We start from the raw sequence: 21,649 nt of genomic DNA, 5'->3' as shown, positions 1-21,649 counted from the left end.
CGAAGGAGAGCGTGCGATGGCCACCAAACCGCCCAAGGGCGATCCGATCCAGGACGCGCCGCAGGTAGCCGGGCCCCAGCACGCGGCCGCCGGACTCCCCGCGGTCCGCCACTCCCTGCGCATGGCCCAGCAGCAGATGGGCATGAAGCGCACCGCGCTCACCCTGCTGCGGGTCAACCAGAAGGACGGCTTCGACTGCCCCGGCTGCGCCTGGCCGGAGCCGGAGCACCGGCACACCGCGGAGTTCTGCGAGAACGGCGCGAAAGCGGTCGCCGAGGAGGCCACCCTGCGCCGGGTCACCCCCGAGTTCTTCGCCGCGCACCCCGTCGCCGACCTGGCGACCCGCAGCGGCTACTGGCTGGGCCAGCAGGGCCGGCTCACCCACCCCATGTACCTGCCCGAGGGCGCCGACCGCTACGAGCCGGTCACCTGGGAACGGGCCTTCGACATCGTCGCCGAGGAGATCGCCGCCCTCTCCTCCCCCGACGAGGCCGTCTTCTACACCTCCGGCCGCACCAGCAACGAAGCCGCGTTCCTGTACCAGCTGTTCGCCCGTGAGCTGGGCACGAACAACCTGCCCGACTGCTCCAACATGTGCCACGAGTCCTCCGGCTCGGCCCTGTCGGAGACGATCGGCATCGGCAAGGGCAGCGTCCTGCTGGAGGACCTCTACCAGGCCGACCTGATCATCGTGGCCGGCCAGAACCCGGGGACGAACCACCCCCGCATGCTCTCCGCCCTGGAGAAGGCCAAGGCCAACGGCGCGAAGATCATCAGCGTGAACCCGCTGCCCGAGGCCGGCCTGGAGCGGTTCAAGAACCCGCAGACCCCCAAGGGCCTCACCGCCGGCGCCGCGCTCACCGACCTGTTCCTGCAGATCCGCATCGGCGGCGACCAGGCCCTCTTCCGCCTCCTCAACAAGCTGATCCTCCAGACCGAGGGCGCCGTCGACGAACTGTTCGTACGCGAACACACGCACGGCTTCCAGGAGTTCGCCGCCGCCGCCCGGGACGCCGACTGGGACGAGACGCTCGCCGCGACCGGCCTCACGCGCGCGGAGATCGACCGCGCCCTCCAGATGGTGCTCGCCTCCCGGCGCACCATCGTGTGCTGGGCTATGGGCCTCACCCAGCACAAGCACTCCGTGCCCACCATCCGCGAAGTGGTCAACTTCCTCCTGCTGCGCGGCAACATCGGGCGCCCCGGCGCGGGCGTCTGCCCGGTGCGCGGCCACTCCAACGTGCAGGGCGACCGCACGATGGGCATCTTCGAGCGCCCCGCCCCGGCCTTCCTCGACGCCCTGGAGAAGGAGTTCGGCTTCGCCCCGCCCCGCGACCACGGCTACGACGTGGTCCGCGCCATCCGCGCCCTGCGCGACGGCGAGGCGAAGGTGTTCTTCGCCATGGGCGGCAACTTCGTCTCCGCCTCCCCCGACACCGACGTCACCGAGGCCGCCATGCGGCGCGCCCGGCTGACCGTGCACGTGTCGACCAAGCTCAACCGCTCGCACGCCGTCACCGGCGCCCGCGCCCTGATCCTGCCGACGCTCGGCCGTACCGAGCGGGACGTGCAGGGCGGCGGCGAGCAGTTCGTCACGGTCGAGGACTCCATGGGCATGGTGCACGCCTCCCGCGGCCGGCTGGAGCCCGCCGGCCGGCACCTGCTGTCCGAGCCGGCCATCGTGTGCCAGCTGGCCCGCCGCGTGCTGGGCGAGAACAGCGTGGTGCCGTGGGAGGAGTTCGAGAAGGACTACGCGGCGATCCGCGACCGCATCGCCCGGGTGATCCCCGGCTTCGAGGACTTCAACGCCCGTGTGGCCGCCCCGGGCGGCTTCGCGCTGCCGCACGCCCCGCGCGACGAGCGCCGCTTCCCGACGGCCACCGGCAAGGCCAACTTCACGGCCGCGCCGGTGGAGTACCCCGAACTGCCCGAGGGCCGGCTGCTGCTGCAGACGCTGCGCTCGCACGACCAGTACAACACCACGATCTACGGCCTCGACGACCGCTACCGCGGCATCAAGAACGGACGGCGGGTGGTGCTGGTCAACCCCGACGACGCGCGGCGGCTCGGGGTGGCCGACGGCTCGTACGTCGACCTGGTCGGCGAGTGGAAGGACGGCGTGGAGCGGCGGGCCCGCGGCTTCCGCGTCGTGCACTACCCGACCGCGCGCGGGTGCGCGGCCTCCTACTACCCGGAGACGAACGTCCTGGTGCCGCTGGACGCCACCGCGGACACCAGCAACACCCCGGCCAGCAAGTCCGTCGTGGTGCGTCTGGAACAATCGGCGGCCGACTGAGCGTTCGCTCAGCGAAGCAGTGCCGATCGACGACGAACGGAGCCGGGCCCATGGGCGAGCAGCACGACGTGAAGTTCCCGCAAGAGGTCATCGACGAGTACGCCGCGCTCGGCGTCGACCTGCCCGCCCTGTTCTCCGCCGGGCACCTGGGCACCCGCATGGGCGTCCGGATCGTCGAGGCCTCCGCGGAACGCGTCGTCGCCACCATGCCGGTGGAGGGCAACACCCAGCCGTACGGACTGCTGCACGGCGGTGCCTCCGCCGTGCTGGCCGAGACCCTGGGCTCCGTCGGCGCCATGCTGCACGGCGGCAGCTCCAGGATCGCCGTCGGTGTCGACCTGAACTGCACCCACCACCGCGGGGTGCGCTCCGGCCTGGTCACCGGCGTGGCCACCCCCCTCCACCGGGGACGTTCGACGGCGACGTACGAGGTCGTCATCAGTGACGAGCAGGGGCGGCGGGTGTGCAGCGCACGCCTGACCTGCCTGCTGCGCGAGGTGCGGCCGGCGGACGCCGACCAGGTCCCCGCCACGAACTGATGCCGCGGGGCGGTCCGACGGACCGCCCCCCGTCCTGCGCCGGCCCCGGCTCCAGCCCCCGGCCCCCTCCCGAACTCCGCCGCTCCCGGACCCCTCCCGACCGCCGCCGGCTCTCGCGCCCGCCCGGACTCCCCCGGCCTCCGACAGCCCAAGGCCCGCGCCGGGCCCCCGAACTCCGGCAGCCCCTGGGCCGCAGTACCCCCGGTCTCCCCCAGGCCGAAACCCCGCCCCTCCCGGCCCTCCGGCACCCCAAGCCACGCGCCCGGTCCCCGAACTCCGGCAGCCCCTGGGCCGCAGTGCCCCCGGTCTCCCCCCAGGTCCCAAAGCCCGCTCCACCTCGCCCCACCCCGGCCTCCGGCACCCCAAGTCCCGCGCCCGGCCTTCGACCTCTGGCAGCCCTGGGCCCCGCCCGCCCCGGGGACTGCGGCGGCCTCCGCCACTCCCCCAGAACTGCGGCGCCCCCCGGCAGTCCCGCAGCCCCGCGTCCGGGCCTTCCGAAAACCGCGGTCCCCAACCCGCCGTTTCTCCCGCATGACCGGACAACACGGCGTATCGCGCTCGAGATATCCGTATTCGCGTGTTCCCGTCTGTTCTCGCCCATCGCTGAATGCGATCTTCCATTTTTTCGCGTAACACTGCGTAACGCATACGCAATATAGAGGCGCGGATTCCACTTAGCGGGCGCCCCCTCGGATGATCTTCCCTTGGGCGCTCCGCCCCTCCCGCCGCACGACGCCCGGCCCGCCCCGCGACGGCCAACCGGAAGTGCGCATTCTCAGAATGCGGAACAGACGGGAATTCCGCCAAACCGGCCGAGAGTGACCCTCCGAGAAGCCCCTGAACCGGAACGGCATAACAAGAAAGTCACAAGCCAGTCCACCACCATGCCCATGGCCACAACCAGGCTTAGAGTCACGGCCAGTCACCGCTCCACCGGGAGTTCGGTACCAGCGCGGCATGCGCCACCCCCACCGGGGCAGCCCTGCCTGCGGAAAGGACTGATTGTGCGACAGCGTTCCCTGGTGATACTCACCTCCGTCCTCACAACCGGAGCTCTGGCCCTCACCGCGTGTGGCTCCCGCGGCAGCGACGACAAGGACAGCAGCAAGGGCGGCACCACCGTCGTCATCGGTGTCGACGCCCCACTGACCGGTCAGAACTCCGCCACCGGCCTCGGCATCCAGTCCGGCGTCGAGATCGCCGTCAAGGACGCCAACGCGAAGAAACTCGTCCCCGGCGTCACCTTCAAGGTCGTGGCCCTCGACGACAAGGCCCTGCCGCCGACCGGCCAGCAGAACGCCTCCCAGCTCGTCGCCAACAAGGACGTCCTCGGCGTCGTCGGCCCCCTCAACTCCGGCGTCGCCCAGACCATGCAGAAGGTCTTCGCCTCCGCCAACCTCGCCGAGATCTCCCCCTCCAACACCGCACCCGAGCTGACCCAGGGCAAGAACTGGGTCTCCGGCAACAAGACCCGCCCGTTCAAGACCTACTTCCGCACCGCCATCACCGACGAGGTGCAGGGCGGCTTCGCGGCCGACTACGTCCTCAAGACCCTCAAGAAGAAGAAGGTCTTCGTCGTAGACGACAAGCAGACCTACGGCGCCGGTCTCGCGGGCATCTTCGGCAAGAAGTTCAAGGAGGCGGGCGGCACCGTCGTCGGCACCGACCACGTCAACGTCGGCGACAAGGACTTCGCCACCCTCGTCACCAAGATCAAGAACAGCGGCGCCGAACTCCTCTACTACGGCGGCCAGTACGACGAGTCACAGGTCCTCACCAAGCAGCTCAAGGACGCCGGCGCCAAGATCCCGCTCATGGGCGGCGACGGCATGTTCACCCCGACCTACATCCAGACCGCCGGCAAGGCCGCCGAAGGCGACCTCGTCACCTCCGTCGGCGTCCCCGTCGACACCCTGCCCGCCGCCAAGGACTTCATCGACAAGTACAAGTCCGGCGGCTACAAGGGCGACTACGGCACCTACGGCGGCTACTCCTACGACGCCGCCACCGCCCTCATCAAGGCCGTCGGCAACGTCGTGAAGGACGGCAAGGTCCCCGCCGACGCCCGCCAGAAGGTCGTCGACGAGGTCCAGAAGATCGACTTCGAGGGCATCGCCGGCCCCGTCGGCTTCGACCAGTACGGCGACACCAAGAACAAGCAGCTCACCCTGTACCAAGTCACCGGCGGCGTGTGGAAGTCCGTCAAGACCGGTACGTACAACGCCGGCTGACCCGGCACCAGCAAGGACGACCCAGGGCCGCGCGGCCACGACGACCCGTCACCGCGCGGCCCGACCTCTCTCCCCCGTCACTCTCCGCACCCACATGGAGGCCTTGCGGTGCACACCCTGCCGCAACAGCTGGCCAACGGGCTGATCCTCGGCTCGATGTACGGGCTGATCGCCATCGGCTACACGATGGTGTACGGCATCGTCCAGCTCATCAACTTCGCCCACGGCGAGATCTTCATGACCGGCGGCTTCGGCGCCCTCAGCGTCTATCTCGTCCTGCCCGACGGCACATCCATGTGGATCGCCCTCCCCCTCATGCTGATCGGCGGCGGCCTCGTCGCCGTCCTCATCGCAGTGGGAGCGGAACGATTCGCCTACCGGCCGCTCAGAGGCGCACCACGCCTCGCCCCCCTCATCACCGCCATCGGCCTCTCCCTCGCCCTCCAGCAGGCCGTCTTCAACTGGTACCCCCACGCCGACAACGCCCGCAAATTCCCCCAGCTCCCCGGCGGCCCCTTCAACATCACCGACAACCTCAAAATCCAGTCCGGTGAACTCTTCGTCCTCATAGCCGCCCCCCTCTGCATGGCCGCCCTCGCCTTCTTCGTCCGCACCTCCCGCACCGGCCGCGCCATGCAAGCCACCGCACAAGACCCCGACACCGCCCAGCTCATGGGCATCGACACCAACCGCATCATCGTCATCGCCTTCGCCATCGGCGGCTTCTTCGCCGCCGTCGCCGGCGTCGCCTGGGGCTTCCGCGTCGGCAGCGTCAACTACGACATGGGCTTCGTCGCCGGCCTCAAAGCCTTCACCGCCGCCGTCCTCGGCGGCATCGGCAACATCTACGGCGCCATGCTCGGCGGCATCGTCCTCGGCCTCGCCGAAGGACTCGCCACCGCCTACATCGCCGACATCCCCGGCATGGACCAGTTCGGCGGCCAGGGCTGGGCCTCCGTCTGGGCCTTCGTCCTCCTCATCCTCGTCCTCCTCTTCAGGCCACAAGGCCTGCTCGGCGAACGCGTCGCGGACAGGGCGTGACCACCATGACCGACACCACCCGCCCCACCCAAGGCACCCCCCTCATCCCACTGCCGCACAACGCCGCCCGCCTCCTCACCACCATCGGCGCCCTCGCCACCATCGCCAGCACCATGCTCGCCTGGACCTGGACCGCCGCATTCCCCGGCGACCTCACCGTCACCGCCTACCCCGCCGGCCTCCAACTCCTCACCCTCACCGGCGGCATCCTCACCCTCCTCTACGCCCTCACCCTCTGGAACACCCGCGGACTGCGCTGGCTCAACCCCGCCCGCGCCACCGCCCCCGTCTTCCTCACCGCCCTCGCCGCCTTCGCCGTCACCTGGTACACGATCCTCGCGATCGCCATCGAACTCGGCGGCCTCGCCAACCTCGAACCCGGCGGCTACGTCGCCGCCATCGCCTCCCTGCTCCCCGTCATCGGCACCCTCGCCCTCCCCCGCCCCGGCAACACCTGGAAGTCCTACTTCGCCAAAGCCGACCCCATCCCCCGCGCCACCCCCGTCCCCGCCTGGGCCGAACGCATCACCATCACCCTCTCCCTCGCCCTCGGCCTCATCGTCTTCACCTACGGCATCAGCACCCCCGACGACGAATACGGCGAAACCTTCAGCGGCTTCGGACTCCTCGTCGTCTTCGCCGCCTGGGCCCTCTTCACCGCAGGCCTCACCGACCGCTTCGCCGCACTCAACGCCCGCCACAAAGGATTCGCCACCTCCATGGCCTTCCTCGCCGCGGCCGTCTTCCCCTTCACCCAGTCCGAAGACCACAACGCCAACATCGGCGTCAACATCCTCATCTTCGCCACCGTCGCCCTCGGCCTGAACATCGTCGTCGGCCTCACCGGCCTCCTCGACCTCGGCTACGTCGCCTTCCTCGGCGTCGGCGCCTACGCCGCAGCCCTCGTCTCCGGCTCCGAGTACTCCCGCTTCTCCGGCACCCAACTCCCCTTCTGGGGCGCCGTCCTCGTCGGCATGGGCGCCTCCCTCGTCTTCGGCGTCCTCATCGGCGCCCCCACCCTCCGACTCCGCGGCGACTACCTCGCCATCGTCACCCTCGGCTTCGGAGAAATCTTCCGCATCGCCGTCAACAACCTCGACGGCTCCTCCGGCCCCGACATCACCAACGGCCCCAACGGCATCGCCAACATCCCCGACCTCGAAATCCTCGGATTCAACTTCGGCGACCCCCACGACATCGGCTCCTTCACCCTCGGCCGATTCGCCAACTACTTCCTGCTCATGCTCCTCTTCACCGCCGTCGTCGTCCTCGTCTTCACCCGCGCCGCCGACTCCCGCATCGGCCGCTCCTGGGTCGCCATCCGCGAAGACGAAACCGCCGCCACCGCCATGGGCATCAACGGCTTCCGCGTCAAACTCATCGCCTTCGCCCTCGGCGCCGCACTCGCCGGCCTCGCCGGCACCGTCAGCGCCCACGTCAGCTACTCCGTCGTCCCCACCCCCTACCAATTCGCCGGCGCCGCACCGCCCAACTCCGCCTTCCTCCTCGCCGCCGTCGTCCTCGGCGGCATGGGCACCGTCAGCGGCCCCCTCCTCGGCGCCAGCATGCTCTACCTCATCCCCGAAAAACTCCAATTCCTCAAGAACTACGAACTCCTCGCCTTCGGAATCGCCCTCGTCCTCCTCATGCGATTCAGGCCCGAAGGCATCATCGCCAACCGCCGCCGCCAACTCGAATTCCACGACACCGGCCAACTCGACATACCCGAACAAAAAACACTGCCCGAAGACCAGGCCGTCACCAAGGCAGGGGCGTAAGAACGATGACGACACCTGTACTCCAAGCCCGTGACGTCACCATGCGCTTCGGCGGCCTCACCGCCGTACGCTCCGTCGACCTCACCGTCAACAGCGGCGAGATCGTCGGACTCATCGGCCCCAACGGCGCAGGCAAAACCACCTTCTTCAACTGCCTCACCGGCCTCTACATCCCCACCGAAGGAACCGTCTCCTACAAAAACACCGTCCTCCCACCCAAACCCCACCTCGTCACCCAGGCCGGAATCGCCAGAACCTTCCAGAACATCAGGCTCTTCGCCAACATGACCGTCCTGGAAAACGTCCTCATCGGCCGCCACACCCGCACCAAAGAAGGACTCTGGTCCGCACTCCTCCGCGGCCCCGGATTCAAAAAAGCCGAAAAAGCCAGCGAAGAACGCGCCATGGAACTCCTCGAGTTCATCGGCCTCGCCCACAAACGCGACCACCTCGCCCGCAACCTCCCCTACGGCGAACAACGCAAACTCGAAATCGCCCGCGCACTCGCCAGCGAACCCGGCCTCCTGCTCCTCGACGAGCCCACCGCCGGCATGAACCCCCAAGAAACCCGCACCACCGAAGAACTCGTCTTCGCCATCCGCGACCAAGGCATCGCCGTCCTCGTCATCGAGCACGACATGCGATTCATCTTCAACCTCTGCGACCGCGTCGCCGTCCTCGTCCAAGGCGAAAAACTCATCGAAGGCACCTCCGACATCGTCCAGGCCGACGAACGCGTCGTCGCCGCCTACCTCGGCGAACCCTTCGAAGGCGCCCCCGGCCAAGCCGAAGCCGCAGAGGTCGAAGCAGCCGAAGCCGCCGCCGACACCCCCACCCCAACGAACACGGGCACCGGCGCCAACGCGAACACAGCGAACAGCACCAAGGGAGAAGCCCAGTGACCGCACTCCTCGAGGTCGAGGACCTCCGGGTCGCCTACGGCAAGATCGAAGCCGTCAAAGGCATCTCCTTCAGCGTCGAAGCAGGCCAGGTCGTCACCCTCATCGGCACCAACGGCGCCGGCAAGACCACCACCCTGCGCACCCTCTCCGGCCTCCTCAGACCCACCGCCGGAAAAATCACCTTCGACGGCAAACCCCTCACCGGCATCCCCGCCCACAAAATCGTCGCCCTCGGACTCGCCCACTCCCCCGAAGGCCGCCACATCTTCCCCCGCCTCAGCATCGCCGAAAACCTCCAGCTCGGCGCCTTCCTCCGCAAAGACAAAGAAGGCATCGAAAAAGACATCCAGCGCGCCTACGACCTCTTCCCCATCCTCGGCGAACGCCGCAAACAAGCCGCCGGCACCCTCTCCGGCGGCGAACAGCAAATGCTCGCCATGGGCCGCGCCCTCATGTCCCAGCCCAAACTCCTCATGCTCGACGAACCCTCCATGGGCCTCTCACCCATCATGATGCAAAAAATCATGTCGACCATCGTCGAACTCAAATCCCAGGGCACCACCATCCTCCTCGTCGAACAGAACGCCCAAGCCGCGCTCTCCCTCGCCGACCAAGGACACGTCATGGAAGTCGGCAACATCGTCCTCTCCGGCACCGGACAAGACCTCCTCCACGACGAATCCGTCCGCAAGGCCTACCTCGGCGAAGACTGAACCCGAAGACTGAACCACCCACCACACCAAAAGGCCCGCACCCCCCGTCAGGGATGCGGGCCTCGTCCTGCGAACCCGGGCTGCGGACCCGCGGTCAGTCCTGACCGGACTTCCCCGCCTTCCCGCCCTTCGCCGCCTTCTTCTCCTCGCTGTCCTGAATGACAGCCTCCGCCACCTGCTGCATCGACATACGACGATCCATCGACGTCTTCTGGATCCAACGGAAAGCCGCCGGCTCCGACAGCCCGTACTCCGTCTGCAACACCGACTTCGCCCGGTCCACCAGCTTCCGCGTCTCCAGCCGCTGCGAGAGGTCCGCGACCTCCTTCTCCAGCTCCTTCAGCTCCGTGAACCGCGACACCGCCATCTCGATCGCCGGCACCACATCACTCTTGCTGAACGGCTTCACCAGGTACGCCATCGCACCCGCGTCCCGCGCCCGCTCCACCAGGTCCCGCTGCGAGAACGCCGTCAGCATCAACACCGGCGCGATACTCTCCTCGGCGATCTTCTCCGCCGCCGAGATACCGTCCAGCTTCGGCATCTTCACATCCAGGATCACCAGATCGGGCCGGTGCTCACGGGCCAGCTCCACCGCCCGCTCACCGTCCCCGGCCTCACCGACGACCCTGTACCCCTCCTCCTCCAGCATCTCCTTCAGATCAAGACGGATCAGCGCCTCGTCCTCGGCGATGACGACACGGGTCGTCAGCGGCGGGACGTGCGACTTGTCGTCGTCGACGGCGTCAACGGGCTGGGGCGACTCGGGGGCGGTCACGGGGGCGCTCCTTGTTCCGGGGGAGGCAAGATACTGCTCCCAAGAGCCTACCTAGCTGCGGTAAGGTGGTCAGGCAGCGGGTCGGTGGTTACCTTCGATTCGTTTGGCCCCGGTAGTCCAATCGGTAGCAGACAGTGGTCTCAAACACCATACAGTGTGGGTTCGAGTCCCACCCGGGGCACTTTTCCTTGGTTTCCAAGGTCACACTCGACAAGCGGATGTCCACGTTCTCGTGAACATCCGCTCTTTACTGGGCGACGTCCCGATCACTCCCTGAGAGTGTTCATGTGTACGACCTCAGCACACGCAGGCACGCCCTGGCCCTGGTCGCTCAGGGCCGCAGTCTGAACTCCGTCAGCAAGCAGACCGGCGTCTCTCGTGCCGCTCTCCGCTCCTGGCACAACCGTCTCGAGCCACTGCCCCGCATGTCCCGCACGGACCCGGGACCGCCTGCGGACGAGGCGGCATACGCCTATCTGCTGGGCCTCTACCTCGGCGACGGGTGTCTCAGTCGGCACCCCCGAGCCGGCTACTACCTCCGGATCGCATGCGCCGATGCCTGGCCCGGGCTTCTGCAGGAATGCCGGGAAGCCATCACGGCGGTGCGGCCCGGCATCGGCGTGTACTCGGTGCAGAAGCAGGGGTGCGCCATGGTCACCAGCTACTCCCGGCACTGGCCCTGCCTCTTCCCCCAGCACGGCCCCGGCAGGAAGCACGAGCGCAGCATCGCACTCGAACCCTGGCAGCAGGAGATCGTCGACGCGCATCCCTGGGAGTTCGTCCGGGGGCTCATCCACTCCGACGGCTGCCGGATCACCAACTGGACGACTCGCCTCGTCGGCGGTGAGCGCAAACGCTACGAATATCCCCGGTACTTCTTCACCAACACATCGACCGACATCATCCAGCTCTTCACCGACACCCTCGACAAGCTCGGCGTCGAGTGGAAGTCACTCCACCAGAGCCGGGCTGCCGTGACGATCTCCGTAGCCCGCAAAGCCTCCGTAGCCCTCATGGACGCCCACGTCGGTCCCAAGTACTGACGGCTTCCCTACCGGGGCCGGTCGTCCTCGCCGATGTGGTGGACCCGGACCAGGTTCGTGGAGCCCGGCACCCCGGGCGGGGAGCCCGCTGTGATGACGACGACGTCGCCCTTCTCGCAGCGGCCGTACTTGAGGAGCAGTTCGTCGACCTGGGCGACCATGGCGTCGGTGGAGTCGACCTGGGGGCCCACGAATGTTTCGACGCCCCAGGTGGCGCTGAGCTGGGAGCGGGTGGCCGGTTCGGGGGTGAAGGCGAGGAGGGGGATGGGTGAGCGGTAGCGGGAGAGGCGGCGGGCGGTGTCGCCCGACTGGGTGAAGGCGACGAGGAACCTGGCTCCGAGGAAGTCGCCGATCTCGGCTGCGGCGCGGGCGACGGCGCCGCCCTGGGTGCGGGGCTTGTTGTGTTCGGTCAGCGGGGGCAGGCCGCGGGCGAGGATGCCCTCCTCGGCGGCGGTGACGATCTTCGCCATGGTGCGGACGGTGACGACGGGGTGCCTGCCGACGCTGGTCTCGCCGGAGAGCATGACGGCGTCGGTGCCGTCGATGACGGCGTTGGCGACGTCGCTGGCCTCGGCGCGGGTGGGGCGGGAGTTGTCGATCATGGAGTCGAGCATCTGGGTGGCGACGATCACCGGTTTGGCGTTGCGTTTGGCCAGTTTCACGGCGCGTTTCTGGACGATGGGGACTTGTTCGAGGGGCATTTCGACGCCGAGGTCGCCGCGGGCGACCATGATGCCGTCGAAGGCGTCGATGATCTCGCCGAGGGCTTCGACCGCCTGGGGTTTTTCGATTTTGGCGATGACGGGGAGGCGGCGGCCTTCGTCGTCCATGATGCGGTGGACGTCGAGGATGTCTCGTCCGCTGCGTACGAACGAGAGTGCGATGACGTCGAAGCCGGTGCGCAGGGCCCAGCGGAGGTCGTCCTCGTCCTTCTTGGAGAGGGCGGGGACGGAGACGGCGACGCCGGGGAGGTTGAGGCCTTTGTGGTCGGAGACGATGCCGCCTTCGGTGACCTCGGTGTGGACGCGGGGGCCGTCGACGGCGGTGACGCGGAGGGCGACTCTGCCGTCGTCGACGAGGATGCGTTCGCCGGGGGTGAGGTCGTCGGCGAGGCCGGCGTGGGTGGTTCCGCAGTGGTGGCGGTCGCCTTCGACGCCTTCTTCGACGGTGATGGTGAAGGTGTCGCCGCGTTCGAGGAGTACGGGGCCTTCGTGGAAGCGGCCGAGGCGGATCTTCGGGCCTTGGAGGTCGGCGAGGAGGCCGACGCTGCGGCCGGTTTCGTCGGCGGCTTCGCGTACGTGCTGGTAGCGCGCTTCGTGTTCGGCGTGTTCGCCGTGGCTGAGGTTGAAGCGGGCTACGTCCATTCCGGCGTCGACCAGGGCTTTGATCTGGTCGTAGGTGTCGGTGGCGGGCCCCAGGGTGCAGACGATCTTCGCTCGGCGCATGGTGTGAGCCTAGGCCTTACCTGTCGGTAGCGATCTGGTGTGAGGTGTCTGTTCAACGACCTTTGGGTGAAGGGGTGTTGACGGGTGTCGAGGTGTGCGGGGTGGTGCTCCTGCGAGCGTCCGGAGGGGTGGTCGGTGGTGGGCTGTGGTCGGCGGGTCGGGTGACTGACGTGTTTACAGTTTGGGCGGTTTCATGGTGAATCGCGCGTTGAGTTGCGCATGGACGTGCTGGCGCTGGGGTTCGAGGTCGAGGGGGGTCGCCTCGTCGGGGACGGCTCCGGGGGCCTTGCCGTAGGCAGCTGTCCCGCGGGCGGCTCCGAAGTGCGGTGGGAGGGAGGCGGGGCCCTCGGCGCCGGTGTCGGCGATCTCGATGAGGGCGGCGAGGCTGGTGCCGAGGGCTTCGGCGTACTCCTTGGCGCGCTGGACGGCGTCGTGTACGGCTTGCCGTCGGGCCTGCCGGTGGGCGGGTGAGTCGGGGCGGAGTGTCCACCAGGGGCCGTCCACTCGGGTGAGGTCCAAGTCGGCCAGTCGGGTGGTGAGTTCGCCGAGGGCGGTGAAGTCGGTGAGGGTGGCGGTGAGGTGGACGGTGCCGTGGTGGGTGCGGATGCGTTCGGTGCGGCCGTGGCGGGTGAGTTCGGGGGTGAGGGAGAAGGTGCCGGTCTCCAGGTGTTCGACGGCGGGGCCGTAGGACCTGACGAGGTCGAGGACGGTGGTGTTGCGGCGGGTGAGGTCGTCGAGGGCGGTTCGGCGGTCCTTGCCGCGGGCGGAGACGGTGATGCCGATGCGGGCGATCTCGGGGTCGACTTCGAGGTGGGCTTCGCCGCGGACGGTGATGCGGGGGGCGTCGGGGGTGCCGTAGGGGGCGGTGGGGTGGGGGTCGTCGGGGGTGGGTGGGGTCATGGGTTCCACTGTGTCACTCGTCGGCGGGGGTGTGGGGGGGGCGGTCATCAGATCGCAACCTGCGGGGGCTGTTGCGGTCCGGCGTGTCCCGGCCAGAATCTACGCGCGTCCATCTACGCGCGTCGTCGCTCGTCCGCGGACCGTCCGTGAGCCGGGCTGTCCGCGGGCGGGGCCGGCCGCGGGCCGGTCGTACGCAAGCCGATCCTTCGCGAGGAGTGCCTGACATGGCGTTGAACCGCCGGAAGTTCCTGAAGAAGTCCGCCGTGACCGGGGCGGGGGTGGCGCTGACGGGTGCGGCGGCGGCTCCGGCGGCGCAGGCCGCGGCTGCCGCGCCCGGTGCCGGGCACGGGCGGGGCCCGCACCCCAAGCGGTACTCGCTGACCGTGATGGGTACGACGGACCTGCACGGGCACGTCTTCAACTGGGATTATTTCAAGGACGGGGAGTACAAGGACGCGACGGGCAACGCGCAGGGTCTGGCGCGTATCTCGACGCTGGTGAATCAGGTGCGTGCGGAGAAGGGGCGGCAGAACACGCTGCTCATCGACGCGGGTGACACGATCCAGGGCACTCCGCTGACGTACTACTACGCGAAGGTGGACCCGATCACCGCGAAGGGTGGTCCGGTGCACCCGATGGCGCAGGCGATGAACGCGATCGGGTACGACGCGGCGGCGCTGGGCAACCACGAGTTCAACTACGGTATCGAGACGCTGCGGAAGTTCGAGCAGCAGTGCGACTTCCCGTTGCTGGGTGCGAACGCGCTGGACGCGAGGACGCAGCGGCCGGCTTTCGCGCCGTACGTGATGAAGGAGTTCCGTGTGCACGGGGCCCGGCCGGTGAAGGTGGCCGTGCTGGGGCTGACGAACCCGGGGATCGCGATCTGGGACAAGGCGTACGTGCAGGGGAAGTTGACGTTCCCGGGTCTGGAGGAGCAGGCGGCGAAGTGGGTGCCGAAGCTGCGTTCGATGGGTGCGGACGTGGTGATCGTGTCGGCGCACTCGGGTACGTCGGGTCAGTCGTCGTACGGTGACCAGTTGCCGTACGTGGAGGACGCGGCGGCGAACGTGGCGCGGCAGGTGCCGGGTATCGACGCGATCCTGGTGGGGCACGCGCATCTGGAGATTCCGGAGCTGAAGGTCGTCAACGAGAAGTCCGGGCGGACGGTGGTGCTGTCGGAGCCGTTGTGTTATGCGGAGCGGTTGACGCTGTTCGACATCGAGCTGGTGTTCTCGCGGGGCCGGTGGGAGGTGGAGTCGGTCTCGGCGTCGCTGCGCAACTCGAACACGGTGGCGGACGATCCGCGGATCAGCGGGTTGCTGGCGGATGAGCACGAGAAGGTCGTGGGGTACGTCAATCAGGTGGTGGGCCGGGCGACGCAGACGCTGACGACGGTGGAGGCGCGGTACAAGGACGCGCCGATCATCGACCTGATCACGAAGGTGCAGGAGGACGTGGTGCGGTCGGCGCTGGCGGGTACCGCGTATGCGGCGCTGCCGGTGATCGCGCAGGCGTCGCCGTTCTCGCGGACGTCGGAGATCCATGCCGGGGATGTGACGATCCGGGACCTGTCGAGTCTGTACGTGTACGACAACACGCTGGTGGCGAAGCTGATGACGGGTGCGCAGGTGCGGGCGTACCTGGAGTATTCGGCGGGGTATTTCGTGCAGACGGCGGCGGGTGCGGCGGTGGACGTGGAGAAGCTGACGAACGCGGGGGGCCGTCCGGACTACAACTACGACTATGTGTCGGGGCTCGCGTACGACATCGACGTGGCGCAGCCTGCCGGTTCGCGGATCAGGAACCTGACGTATCAGGGTGTGGCGCTGGATGACGCGCAGCAGTTCGTGCTGGCGGTGAACAACTACCGGGCCAATGGTGGTGGGGCGTTCCCGCATGTGGCGTCGGCGAAGGAGTTGTGGTCGGAGTCGACGGAGATCCGGACCCGGATCGCGGAGTGGGTGACGGCGAAGGGTGTGCTGGATCCGGAGGACTTCGCGTCGGTGGACTGGCGGCTGACGCGGGACGGTGTGCCGGTGTTCTGACGGGTACGCCGGTGTCCTGAACCGTACGCGGGTGTTGTGACCGGTGGGCGGGTGGTCCGGTGGTGGGGGGCGGCCTCAGATTCCGTCTGCCAGGGGGGTGAGTGCCCTGAGCTGGTGTGCGGGTGGGATCTGGGGCCGTTGTCGTTGCAGTCCGAAGGTGGTGAAGGCGGTGCGGGCGGGCAGCGGGTAGGTGGCTTTCCCTGTGACGGTGTTGAGGATGGTGGCGCTGCGCCAGGCGGCGAGGCCGAGGTCGGGGGTGCCGACGCCGTGGGTGTGGTGTTCGGCGTTCTGGACGTAGATGTGGCAGCCGGCGGTGGTGAGTGCGGGGTCGAGGACGAGGCGGTAGTGCTCGTCGATGCTGGGGCGTTCGCCGGTGTCGCGGTGGATGTAGGGGTCGAGGGCGGTGAGGAGGGGGCTGAGGGGGCGGGGCCGGTAGCCGGTGGCGAGGACGACGGCGTCGGTGGTGAGGCTGGTGCGGGCGCCCTGTTCGACGTGTTCGAGGTGGAGTTCGATTTTGGTGCCGGCGACGCGGCCTGCGGTGCGGACGCGGACGCCGGGGGTGAGGGTGGTGTCGGGCCAGCCGCCGTGGAGGGTGCGGCGGTAGAGCTCGTCGTGGATGGCGGCGAGGGTGTCGGCGTCGACGGCCTTGTGGAGTTGCCATTGGGCGGGGACGAGCCGGTCGCGGACGGGTTCGGGCAGGGCGTGGAAGTAGCGGGTGTAGTCGGGGGTGAAGTGTTCCAGGCCGAGCTTGGAGTACTCCATGGGGGCGAAGGCCTGGGTGCGGCCGATCCAGTGGAGGCGTTCGCGGCCCGCGGGGCGGGCGCGGAGCAGGTCGAGGAAGACTTCGGCGCCGGACTGGCCTGAGCCGACGACGGTGACGTGGCCGGCGGCGAGGAGTGTGTCGCGGTGGTCGAGGTAGTCGGCGGCATGGACGACGGGGGTGCCGGGGGCGTTCGCGAGGGGCCGCAGGGGTTCGGGGACGTGGGGTTCGGTGCCGATGCCGATGGCGATGTTGCGGGTGTAGGTGCGGCCGAGGGCTTCGGCTTCGCCGTCGGTGTCGAGTTGGGTGAAGTCGACTTCGAACAGGGCGTGTTCGGGGTTCCAGCGGACGGCGTCGACCTGGTGGCCGTAGTGGAGGGCGGGGAGGTTGTCGGAGACCCAGCGGCAGTAGGCGTCGTATTCGGCGCGCTGGATGTGGAGGTGTTCGGCGAAGTAGAAGGGGAAGAGCCGTTCGCGGGATCTGAGGTAGTTGAGGAAGGTCCAGTGGCTGGTGGGGTCGGCGAGGGTGACGAGGTCGGCGAGGAAGGGGACCTGGATGCGGGCGCCGTCGAGGAGGAGTCCGGGGTGCCAGTGGAAGCCGGGGCGTTGTTCGTAGAAGGCGGTGGACAGTCCGGTGAGGGGGTGGGCGAGGGCGGCGAGGGAGAGGTTGAACGGTCCGATGCCGATGCCGACGAGGTCGCGGGGTGTGGCGGGGGTGTGGCGGAGGGGCGGTGCGGGGGTGTCCGGGTGGTTCATCGGGGGGTGGTTCCTTCCACCAGTTCGAGGAGGGTGGCCAGGTCGGCGGGGCGGGTGCGGGGGTTGAGGAGGGTGGCTTTGAGCCAGAGCCGGCCGTCGAGGCGGGCGCGGCCGAGGACGGCCCGGCCGTCGGTGAGGAGTTTGCGGCGCAGGGCGGCGACGGTGTCGTCGCCGGCGTGGGCGGGCCGGAAGAGGACGGTGCTGATGGTGGGGCGGTCGTGGAGTTCGAAGCGGGGGTGGTCGTCGATGAGGTCGGCGAAGGTGCGGGCGAGGTCGCAGACCTGGTCGACGAGGGCGCCGAGGCCGCTGCGGCCGAGGGTCTTGAGGGTGACGGCGATCTTGAGGATGTCGGGGCGGCGGGTGGTGCGCAGGGAGCGGCCGAGGAGGTCGGGGAGGCCGGCTTCGGTGTCGTCGTCGGCGTTGAGGTAGTCGGTGTGCTGGTGCAGGGCGGTGAGGTCGGCGGGGTCGCGGACGGCGAGGAGGCCGGCGGCGACGGGCTGCCAGCCCAGTTTGTGCAGGTCGAGGGTGACGGTGTGGGCGGCGTCGAGGCCGGTGAGGCGGTGGCGGTGGCGGTCGCTGAAGAGGAGGCCGCCGCCGTGTGCGGCGTCGATGTGCAGGCGGGCGCCGTGGGTGGCGCAGAGGGCGGCGATCTCGGGGAGCGGGTCGATGAGGCCGGCGTCGGTGGTTCCGGCGGTGGCGGCGACGAGGAGGGGGGTGCGGGGGCCGCCGAGGCCGGTGAGGGCCGCGTGGAGGGCGGCGGGGTCGAGGGTGCCGGCGGGTGCGGGGACGATCACGGGTTCGGGCATGCCGAGGAGCCAGGCGGCGCGGGGCAGGGAGTGGTGGGCGTTGGCGCCGCACAGGAGCCGGATGCCGGGGTGGGTCTCGCGGGCGAGGAGGAGGGCGAGGTGGTTGGACTCGGTGCCGCCGGTGGTGACGAGGGCGTCGGTGAGTCCTGCCTGCCGGGCCAGGGCGTGGGTGACGAGGGTTTCGAGGACGGAGGCGGCGGGGGCCTGGTCCCAGGAGTCGAGGGAGGGGTTGAGGGCGCTGGCGGCGAGGTCGGCGGCGGTGGCGACGGCGAGGGGCGGGCAGTGCAGGTGGGCGGCGCAGAGCGGGTCGGCGGGGTCGGCGGCGCCTTCGGCGAGGGCGTGGACGAGGGCGCGCAGGGCGTGGGGGTCGCCGTCGTCGGGGAGGAGGTCACCGGCGGCGGCACGGATCCGGGCGGCGACGGCGTCGGGGCCGCCGGCGGGCAGCGGGCCGCCGCGGGCGCGCCGTCCGCTGTCGAGTGCGCCGAGCACGGTGTCGAGCAGGGGCCGCAGGGCGTGGGTGCCGCCGTGGCCGGAGGCGAGCGGGGCGGGCGGCGGCGGGTTCTGCGGGCGGGGTGAGGCTTGCGGGTCCGGTCGTGAGGCTTGCGGGTCCGGTCGTGAGGCTTGCTGGTCCGGTCGTGAGGCTGGGTCCGGAGGGACTTGCGGGCGTGGCGGGGCTTGAACCTCCGGGGAGGCTTGCGGACCCGCCGGGTCATGGGGACCCCGCGGGACTTCCGGGCGTGGCGGGGCCTGTGCCTCAGCCTGGGTTTGCGGAGTTGCCGCCGGGTCCTGGGGGGCCGGTGGGGTCGGCGGTACTGGGGGTGCGGGCGGGTGCGGAGTACCCATGGGCTGTCCTCCGGGGTGCGCGGGGCGGGGCGCCCGGCTTGTCCGCCTGGAGTCCGTGGTGCCCGGAAAGTCCAACGACCGGAACCCGGAAGTGGTATTGCCGCGCGAGGAGCACGTGGGGCCCGGGCGGCAGGCGCTCGGCCGCGCCGGCCGAGCGCCGGGCCTGCGGGGGCTCCGGGCCGTCCCCTGGGAACGCAGATCCCGGGTCCCTGGTCTGCTTGCGCCCCCCTCGACCCCACTCACCCGGGCCCCCGGCGCCCCCCGTCCCCCACTCCCCCGCTCCCGCCCTGCCCCGTTATCTTTTTCGCGGTCCTGCAAGAGGGCCGCTGGCCTCCGGGCCCGGCATGACTGTTGCCCCCTGTCGATCGGATGACCTGGGGGGTGGTGTCACCGGGTCCGAGGGGTGCCGTCGGAGACGCTGATCAGAGGTCCGACCACCGTCCTGCCGGGCGCAATGCCCGGCCGCTCGCGGGCGGCAGGTCTGCATAACGTGGCTGCGCGAGAACGGCTCCCGACCCTGGGGCCGGCACGCATCGACGCATGTGGGGGCACGGTGATCAGCATCGACGGGGTGGACGTCTTCCTGGGCCTGGACGTCGGCAAGCAGACGCATCACGGACACGGTCTGACCCCGGCCGGGAAGACGGTCTTCGACAAGGCGTTGCCGAACAGCGAACCAAAGCTGCGGGCCGTCTTCGACAAGCTCAAGACCAAGTTCGGCACCGTCCTGGTGGTCGTGGACCAGCCCGCCTCCATCGGCGCCCTGCCGCTGACCGTCGCCCGGGACACCGGCTGCCAGGTCGCCTACCTGCCCGGCCTGGCAATGCGCAGGATCGCCGACCTCTACCCCGGCGAGGCCAAGACCGACGCGAAGGACGCCGCCGTCATCGCGGACGCCGCCCGCACCATGCCCCACACCCTGCGCACCCTCGACCTGACCGACGAGGCCACCGCCGAGCTGACCATGCTGGTCGGCTTCGACCAGGACCTCGCCGGCGAGGCCAACCGCACCTCCAACCGCATCCGCGGCCTGCTCACCCAGTTCCACCCCAGCCTCGAACGCGTCCTCGGCCCCCGCCTGGACCACCAGGCCGTCACCTGGCTCCTCGAGCGCTACGGATCCCCGCAGGCCCTGCGCAAGGCAGGCCGCCGCAGGCTGGTCGAGATCGTCCGTCCGAGGGCACCGCGGATGGCCGAGCGGCTGGTCGACGACATCTTCACCGCACTCGACGAACAGACCGTCACCGTCCCCGGCACCGGCACTCTCGACGTGATCGTCCCGTCGCTGGCGAAGTCGCTGGCCGCCGTCCACGAACAACGCCGGGCCCTTCAGGCCAGGATCGAAGCCCTGCTGGAGGCCCACCCTCTTTCCGAGGTCCTGACGTCGATGCCCGGCATCGGAGTCAGGACCGCCGCAGTCCTCCTGACCACCGTCGGTGACGGCAGCAGCTTTCCCACCGCCGCCCACCTGGCCTCCTACGCCGGCCTCGCCCCGGCAACCCGGCAGTCCGGCACGTCGATCCATGGTGAACACGCCCCCAGAGGCGGGAACCGGCAGCTGAAACGGGCGATGTTCCTCTCCGCGTTCGCAGCCCTCCACGATCCCGCCTCCCGCACCTACTACGACCGCTGCCGAGCCCGCGGCAAGACCCACACCCAGGCCCTCCTCCGCCTCGCCCGCCACCGCATCAGCGTCCTGTTCGCCATGCTCCGCGACGGAACCTTCTACGAACCGAGGAACCCTCGACTCGCTTGACGAAAGACATAGAGGCACCCCCCGGGGGTCAGGCGCGGAAGTCCGCCGTGTGGTCCTTCGCCCACTGGGCGAAGGTGCGGGCCGGGGTGCCGGTGATCTTCTCCACGGTGTCGGTGATCTCGGGGGTCGCGCCGACGGAGTCGCGCAGGGTGTTCAGCAGGCCCTGCAGCGCGTGCGGCGGGACGTGCGGGAAGAGTTCGGGTCCGGCCTCCTCGGGCGGCACCTCGGTGAAGGTCAGCTCCCGGCCGAGGGCGTGGCCGATCGCCGCGACCTGGTCGGCGTTGCTGATGGCCTCGGGTCCGGTGAGGCGGTGGACGGCGCCCTCGTGGCCGCCGTCCAGGAGGGCGCGTTCGGCGACGGCGGCGATGTCGTCCTCGTGGATGGGCGCGCTCGTGCCGTTCCCGAAGACTCCGCGGACGGTGTCCCCGGCGCGGATCTGCCCGGCCCACTGGAAGGCGTTGGTGGCGAAGGCGCCCGGGCGCAGGAACGTCCACTCCAGGCCGCTGTCGCGGACGGCCCGTTCCACGCCGGCGTGCATGACGTGGATGGGGTGGGTCTCGTCCGCGCCCTCGTGGATGATCGCGGAGGACAGGAAGACCACGTGCCGGACGCCCGCCTCGCGCGCCGCCGCGAGGAACTCGGCGGTGCGGTCGCCGGCGGCCTGGACGTAGAGGAAGAGTCCGCTCGCTCCGGTGAACAGGGCGGCCGGGTCGTCCGGCTGGAACCGGACCACCTCGGCGTGTCCGGGCAGTCCGGCCCGCTGCGGGTCGCGGGTCAGCGCCCGCACGGGCCGGCCGGCGGCGGCGAGGCGCTCGACGAGGGCACGGCCGACGTTTCCGGTGGCGCCGGTGACTACGATCACGGTTTCCTCCGTGGCTCGGGCTGGTCTCGGGCTGATCACCCTTCAGGCCTGCGAGCCTAGAAAGGACGATCGGCCTCCGCATCGTCGTCAGGGACCAGGTGCGTCGTACGTCCCGGGTCGTACGTCCCGGTCGTACGCCCCCGTCCGGCAGCCGGC

Annotated in this window: 16 protein-coding genes and 1 tRNA gene; 11 read left to right on the top strand and 6 right to left on the bottom strand. The window is 69.7% G+C overall.

From position 1 onward, the window contains the following. Positions 1–16: 16 nt before the first annotated feature. The 7 genes from AC6I72_RS23850 (at position 17) to AC6I72_RS23820 (ending at position 9,500) form a co-directional block, all read left to right on the top strand. On the top strand, positions 17–2,296 hold the full coding sequence (locus AC6I72_RS23850) for an FdhF/YdeP family oxidoreductase (protein WP_498003240.1): 2,280 nt from the start codon (positions 17–19) through the stop codon (positions 2,294–2,296). Between the two features lie 50 nt (positions 2,297–2,346). Then, a complete protein-coding gene (locus AC6I72_RS23845; protein ID WP_498003239.1) occupies positions 2,347–2,835 on the top strand; it encodes a PaaI family thioesterase in 489 nt (162 codons plus the stop codon). A 1,004-nt stretch (positions 2,836–3,839) separates the two neighbouring features. After that, a complete protein-coding gene (locus AC6I72_RS23840; RefSeq protein WP_498003238.1) occupies positions 3,840–5,066 on the top strand; it encodes a branched-chain amino acid ABC transporter substrate-binding protein in 1,227 nt (408 codons plus the stop codon). A 108-nt stretch (positions 5,067–5,174) separates the two neighbouring features. Next, positions 5,175–6,107: a branched-chain amino acid ABC transporter permease gene (locus AC6I72_RS23835; protein WP_037860704.1), complete on the top strand. Its 933-nt coding sequence runs from the start codon at positions 5,175–5,177 to the stop codon at positions 6,105–6,107. A 5-nt stretch (positions 6,108–6,112) separates the two neighbouring features. Then, a complete protein-coding gene (locus AC6I72_RS23830) occupies positions 6,113–7,885 on the top strand; it encodes a branched-chain amino acid ABC transporter permease (protein ID WP_498004796.1) in 1,773 nt (590 codons plus the stop codon). 5 nt (positions 7,886–7,890) lie between these two features. Further along, the gene (locus tag AC6I72_RS23825; protein ID WP_498003237.1) at positions 7,891–8,787 is read left to right on the top strand and encodes an ABC transporter ATP-binding protein; all 897 of its coding nucleotides are present in this window, start codon (positions 7,891–7,893) and stop codon (positions 8,785–8,787) included. Then, positions 8,784–9,500, top strand: coding sequence for an ABC transporter ATP-binding protein (locus AC6I72_RS23820; protein WP_037860700.1), 717 nt, complete (start codon positions 8,784–8,786; stop codon positions 9,498–9,500). The genes AC6I72_RS23825 and AC6I72_RS23820 overlap by 4 nt, the downstream gene beginning before the upstream one ends. A gap of 94 nt (positions 9,501–9,594) precedes the next feature. Here AC6I72_RS23820 and AC6I72_RS23815 read toward each other — a convergent pair whose 3' ends face one another. Beyond that, positions 9,595–10,278, bottom strand: coding sequence for an ANTAR domain-containing response regulator (locus AC6I72_RS23815; RefSeq protein WP_498003236.1), 684 nt, complete (start codon positions 10,276–10,278; stop codon positions 9,595–9,597). A gap of 106 nt (positions 10,279–10,384) precedes the next feature. Between AC6I72_RS23815 and AC6I72_RS23810 the strand changes: the two genes are divergently transcribed. Both AC6I72_RS23810 and AC6I72_RS23805 read left to right on the top strand, forming a co-directional pair. Next, positions 10,385–10,459: transfer RNA gene (locus AC6I72_RS23810), tRNA-Leu, on the top strand. Between the two features lie 106 nt (positions 10,460–10,565). Beyond that, complete coding sequence (locus AC6I72_RS23805; RefSeq protein ID WP_498003235.1) at positions 10,566–11,321, top strand: helix-turn-helix domain-containing protein; 756 nt, start codon at positions 10,566–10,568, stop codon at positions 11,319–11,321. Positions 11,322–11,329: 8 nt separating this feature from the next. Here AC6I72_RS23805 and pyk read toward each other — a convergent pair whose 3' ends face one another. Beyond that, positions 11,330–12,766, bottom strand: a complete 1,437-nt coding sequence (gene pyk, locus AC6I72_RS23800; protein ID WP_498003234.1) for a pyruvate kinase — start codon at positions 12,764–12,766, stop codon at positions 11,330–11,332. Between the two features lie 174 nt (positions 12,767–12,940). Further along, a complete protein-coding gene (locus tag AC6I72_RS23795; RefSeq protein WP_498003233.1) occupies positions 12,941–13,666 on the bottom strand; it encodes an SIMPL domain-containing protein in 726 nt (241 codons plus the stop codon). A gap of 224 nt (positions 13,667–13,890) precedes the next feature. Between AC6I72_RS23795 and AC6I72_RS23790 the strand changes: the two genes are divergently transcribed. Further along, positions 13,891–15,711, top strand: coding sequence for a bifunctional metallophosphatase/5'-nucleotidase (locus tag AC6I72_RS23790; RefSeq protein WP_498003232.1), 1,821 nt, complete (start codon positions 13,891–13,893; stop codon positions 15,709–15,711). Positions 15,712–15,786: 75 nt separating this feature from the next. Here AC6I72_RS23790 and AC6I72_RS23785 read toward each other — a convergent pair whose 3' ends face one another. Continuing rightward, positions 15,787–17,226 carry a lysine N(6)-hydroxylase/L-ornithine N(5)-oxygenase family protein gene (locus AC6I72_RS23785; RefSeq protein ID WP_498003231.1) on the bottom strand — a complete coding sequence of 480 codons (1,440 nt, stop codon included), beginning with the start codon at positions 17,224–17,226 and terminating at the stop codon, positions 15,787–15,789. Further along, on the bottom strand, positions 17,223–18,542 hold the full coding sequence (locus AC6I72_RS23780) for a pyridoxal phosphate-dependent decarboxylase family protein (protein WP_498004795.1): 1,320 nt from the start codon (positions 18,540–18,542) through the stop codon (positions 17,223–17,225). Before AC6I72_RS23780 ends, AC6I72_RS23785 begins: the two co-directional genes overlap by 4 nt. Positions 18,543–19,428: 886 nt before the next feature. Here AC6I72_RS23780 and AC6I72_RS23775 point away from each other — a divergent pair. Then, entirely contained in the window at positions 19,429–20,631 is a 1,203-nt protein-coding gene (locus tag AC6I72_RS23775) for an IS110 family RNA-guided transposase (RefSeq protein ID WP_497999502.1), read from the top strand. Between the two features lie 28 nt (positions 20,632–20,659). Here the strand turns inward: AC6I72_RS23775 and AC6I72_RS23770 are convergent, their stop codons facing one another. Next, positions 20,660–21,493: an NAD(P)H-binding protein gene (locus AC6I72_RS23770; protein ID WP_498003230.1), complete on the bottom strand. Its 834-nt coding sequence runs from the start codon at positions 21,491–21,493 to the stop codon at positions 20,660–20,662. Positions 21,494–21,649: the final 156 nt, after the last annotated feature.

This window comes from Streptomyces sp. Xyl84 (assembly GCF_059731885.1).
The sequence above is the reverse complement of the archived record's forward strand: the minus strand, read 5'-3'. Positions and strand labels throughout refer to the sequence as shown.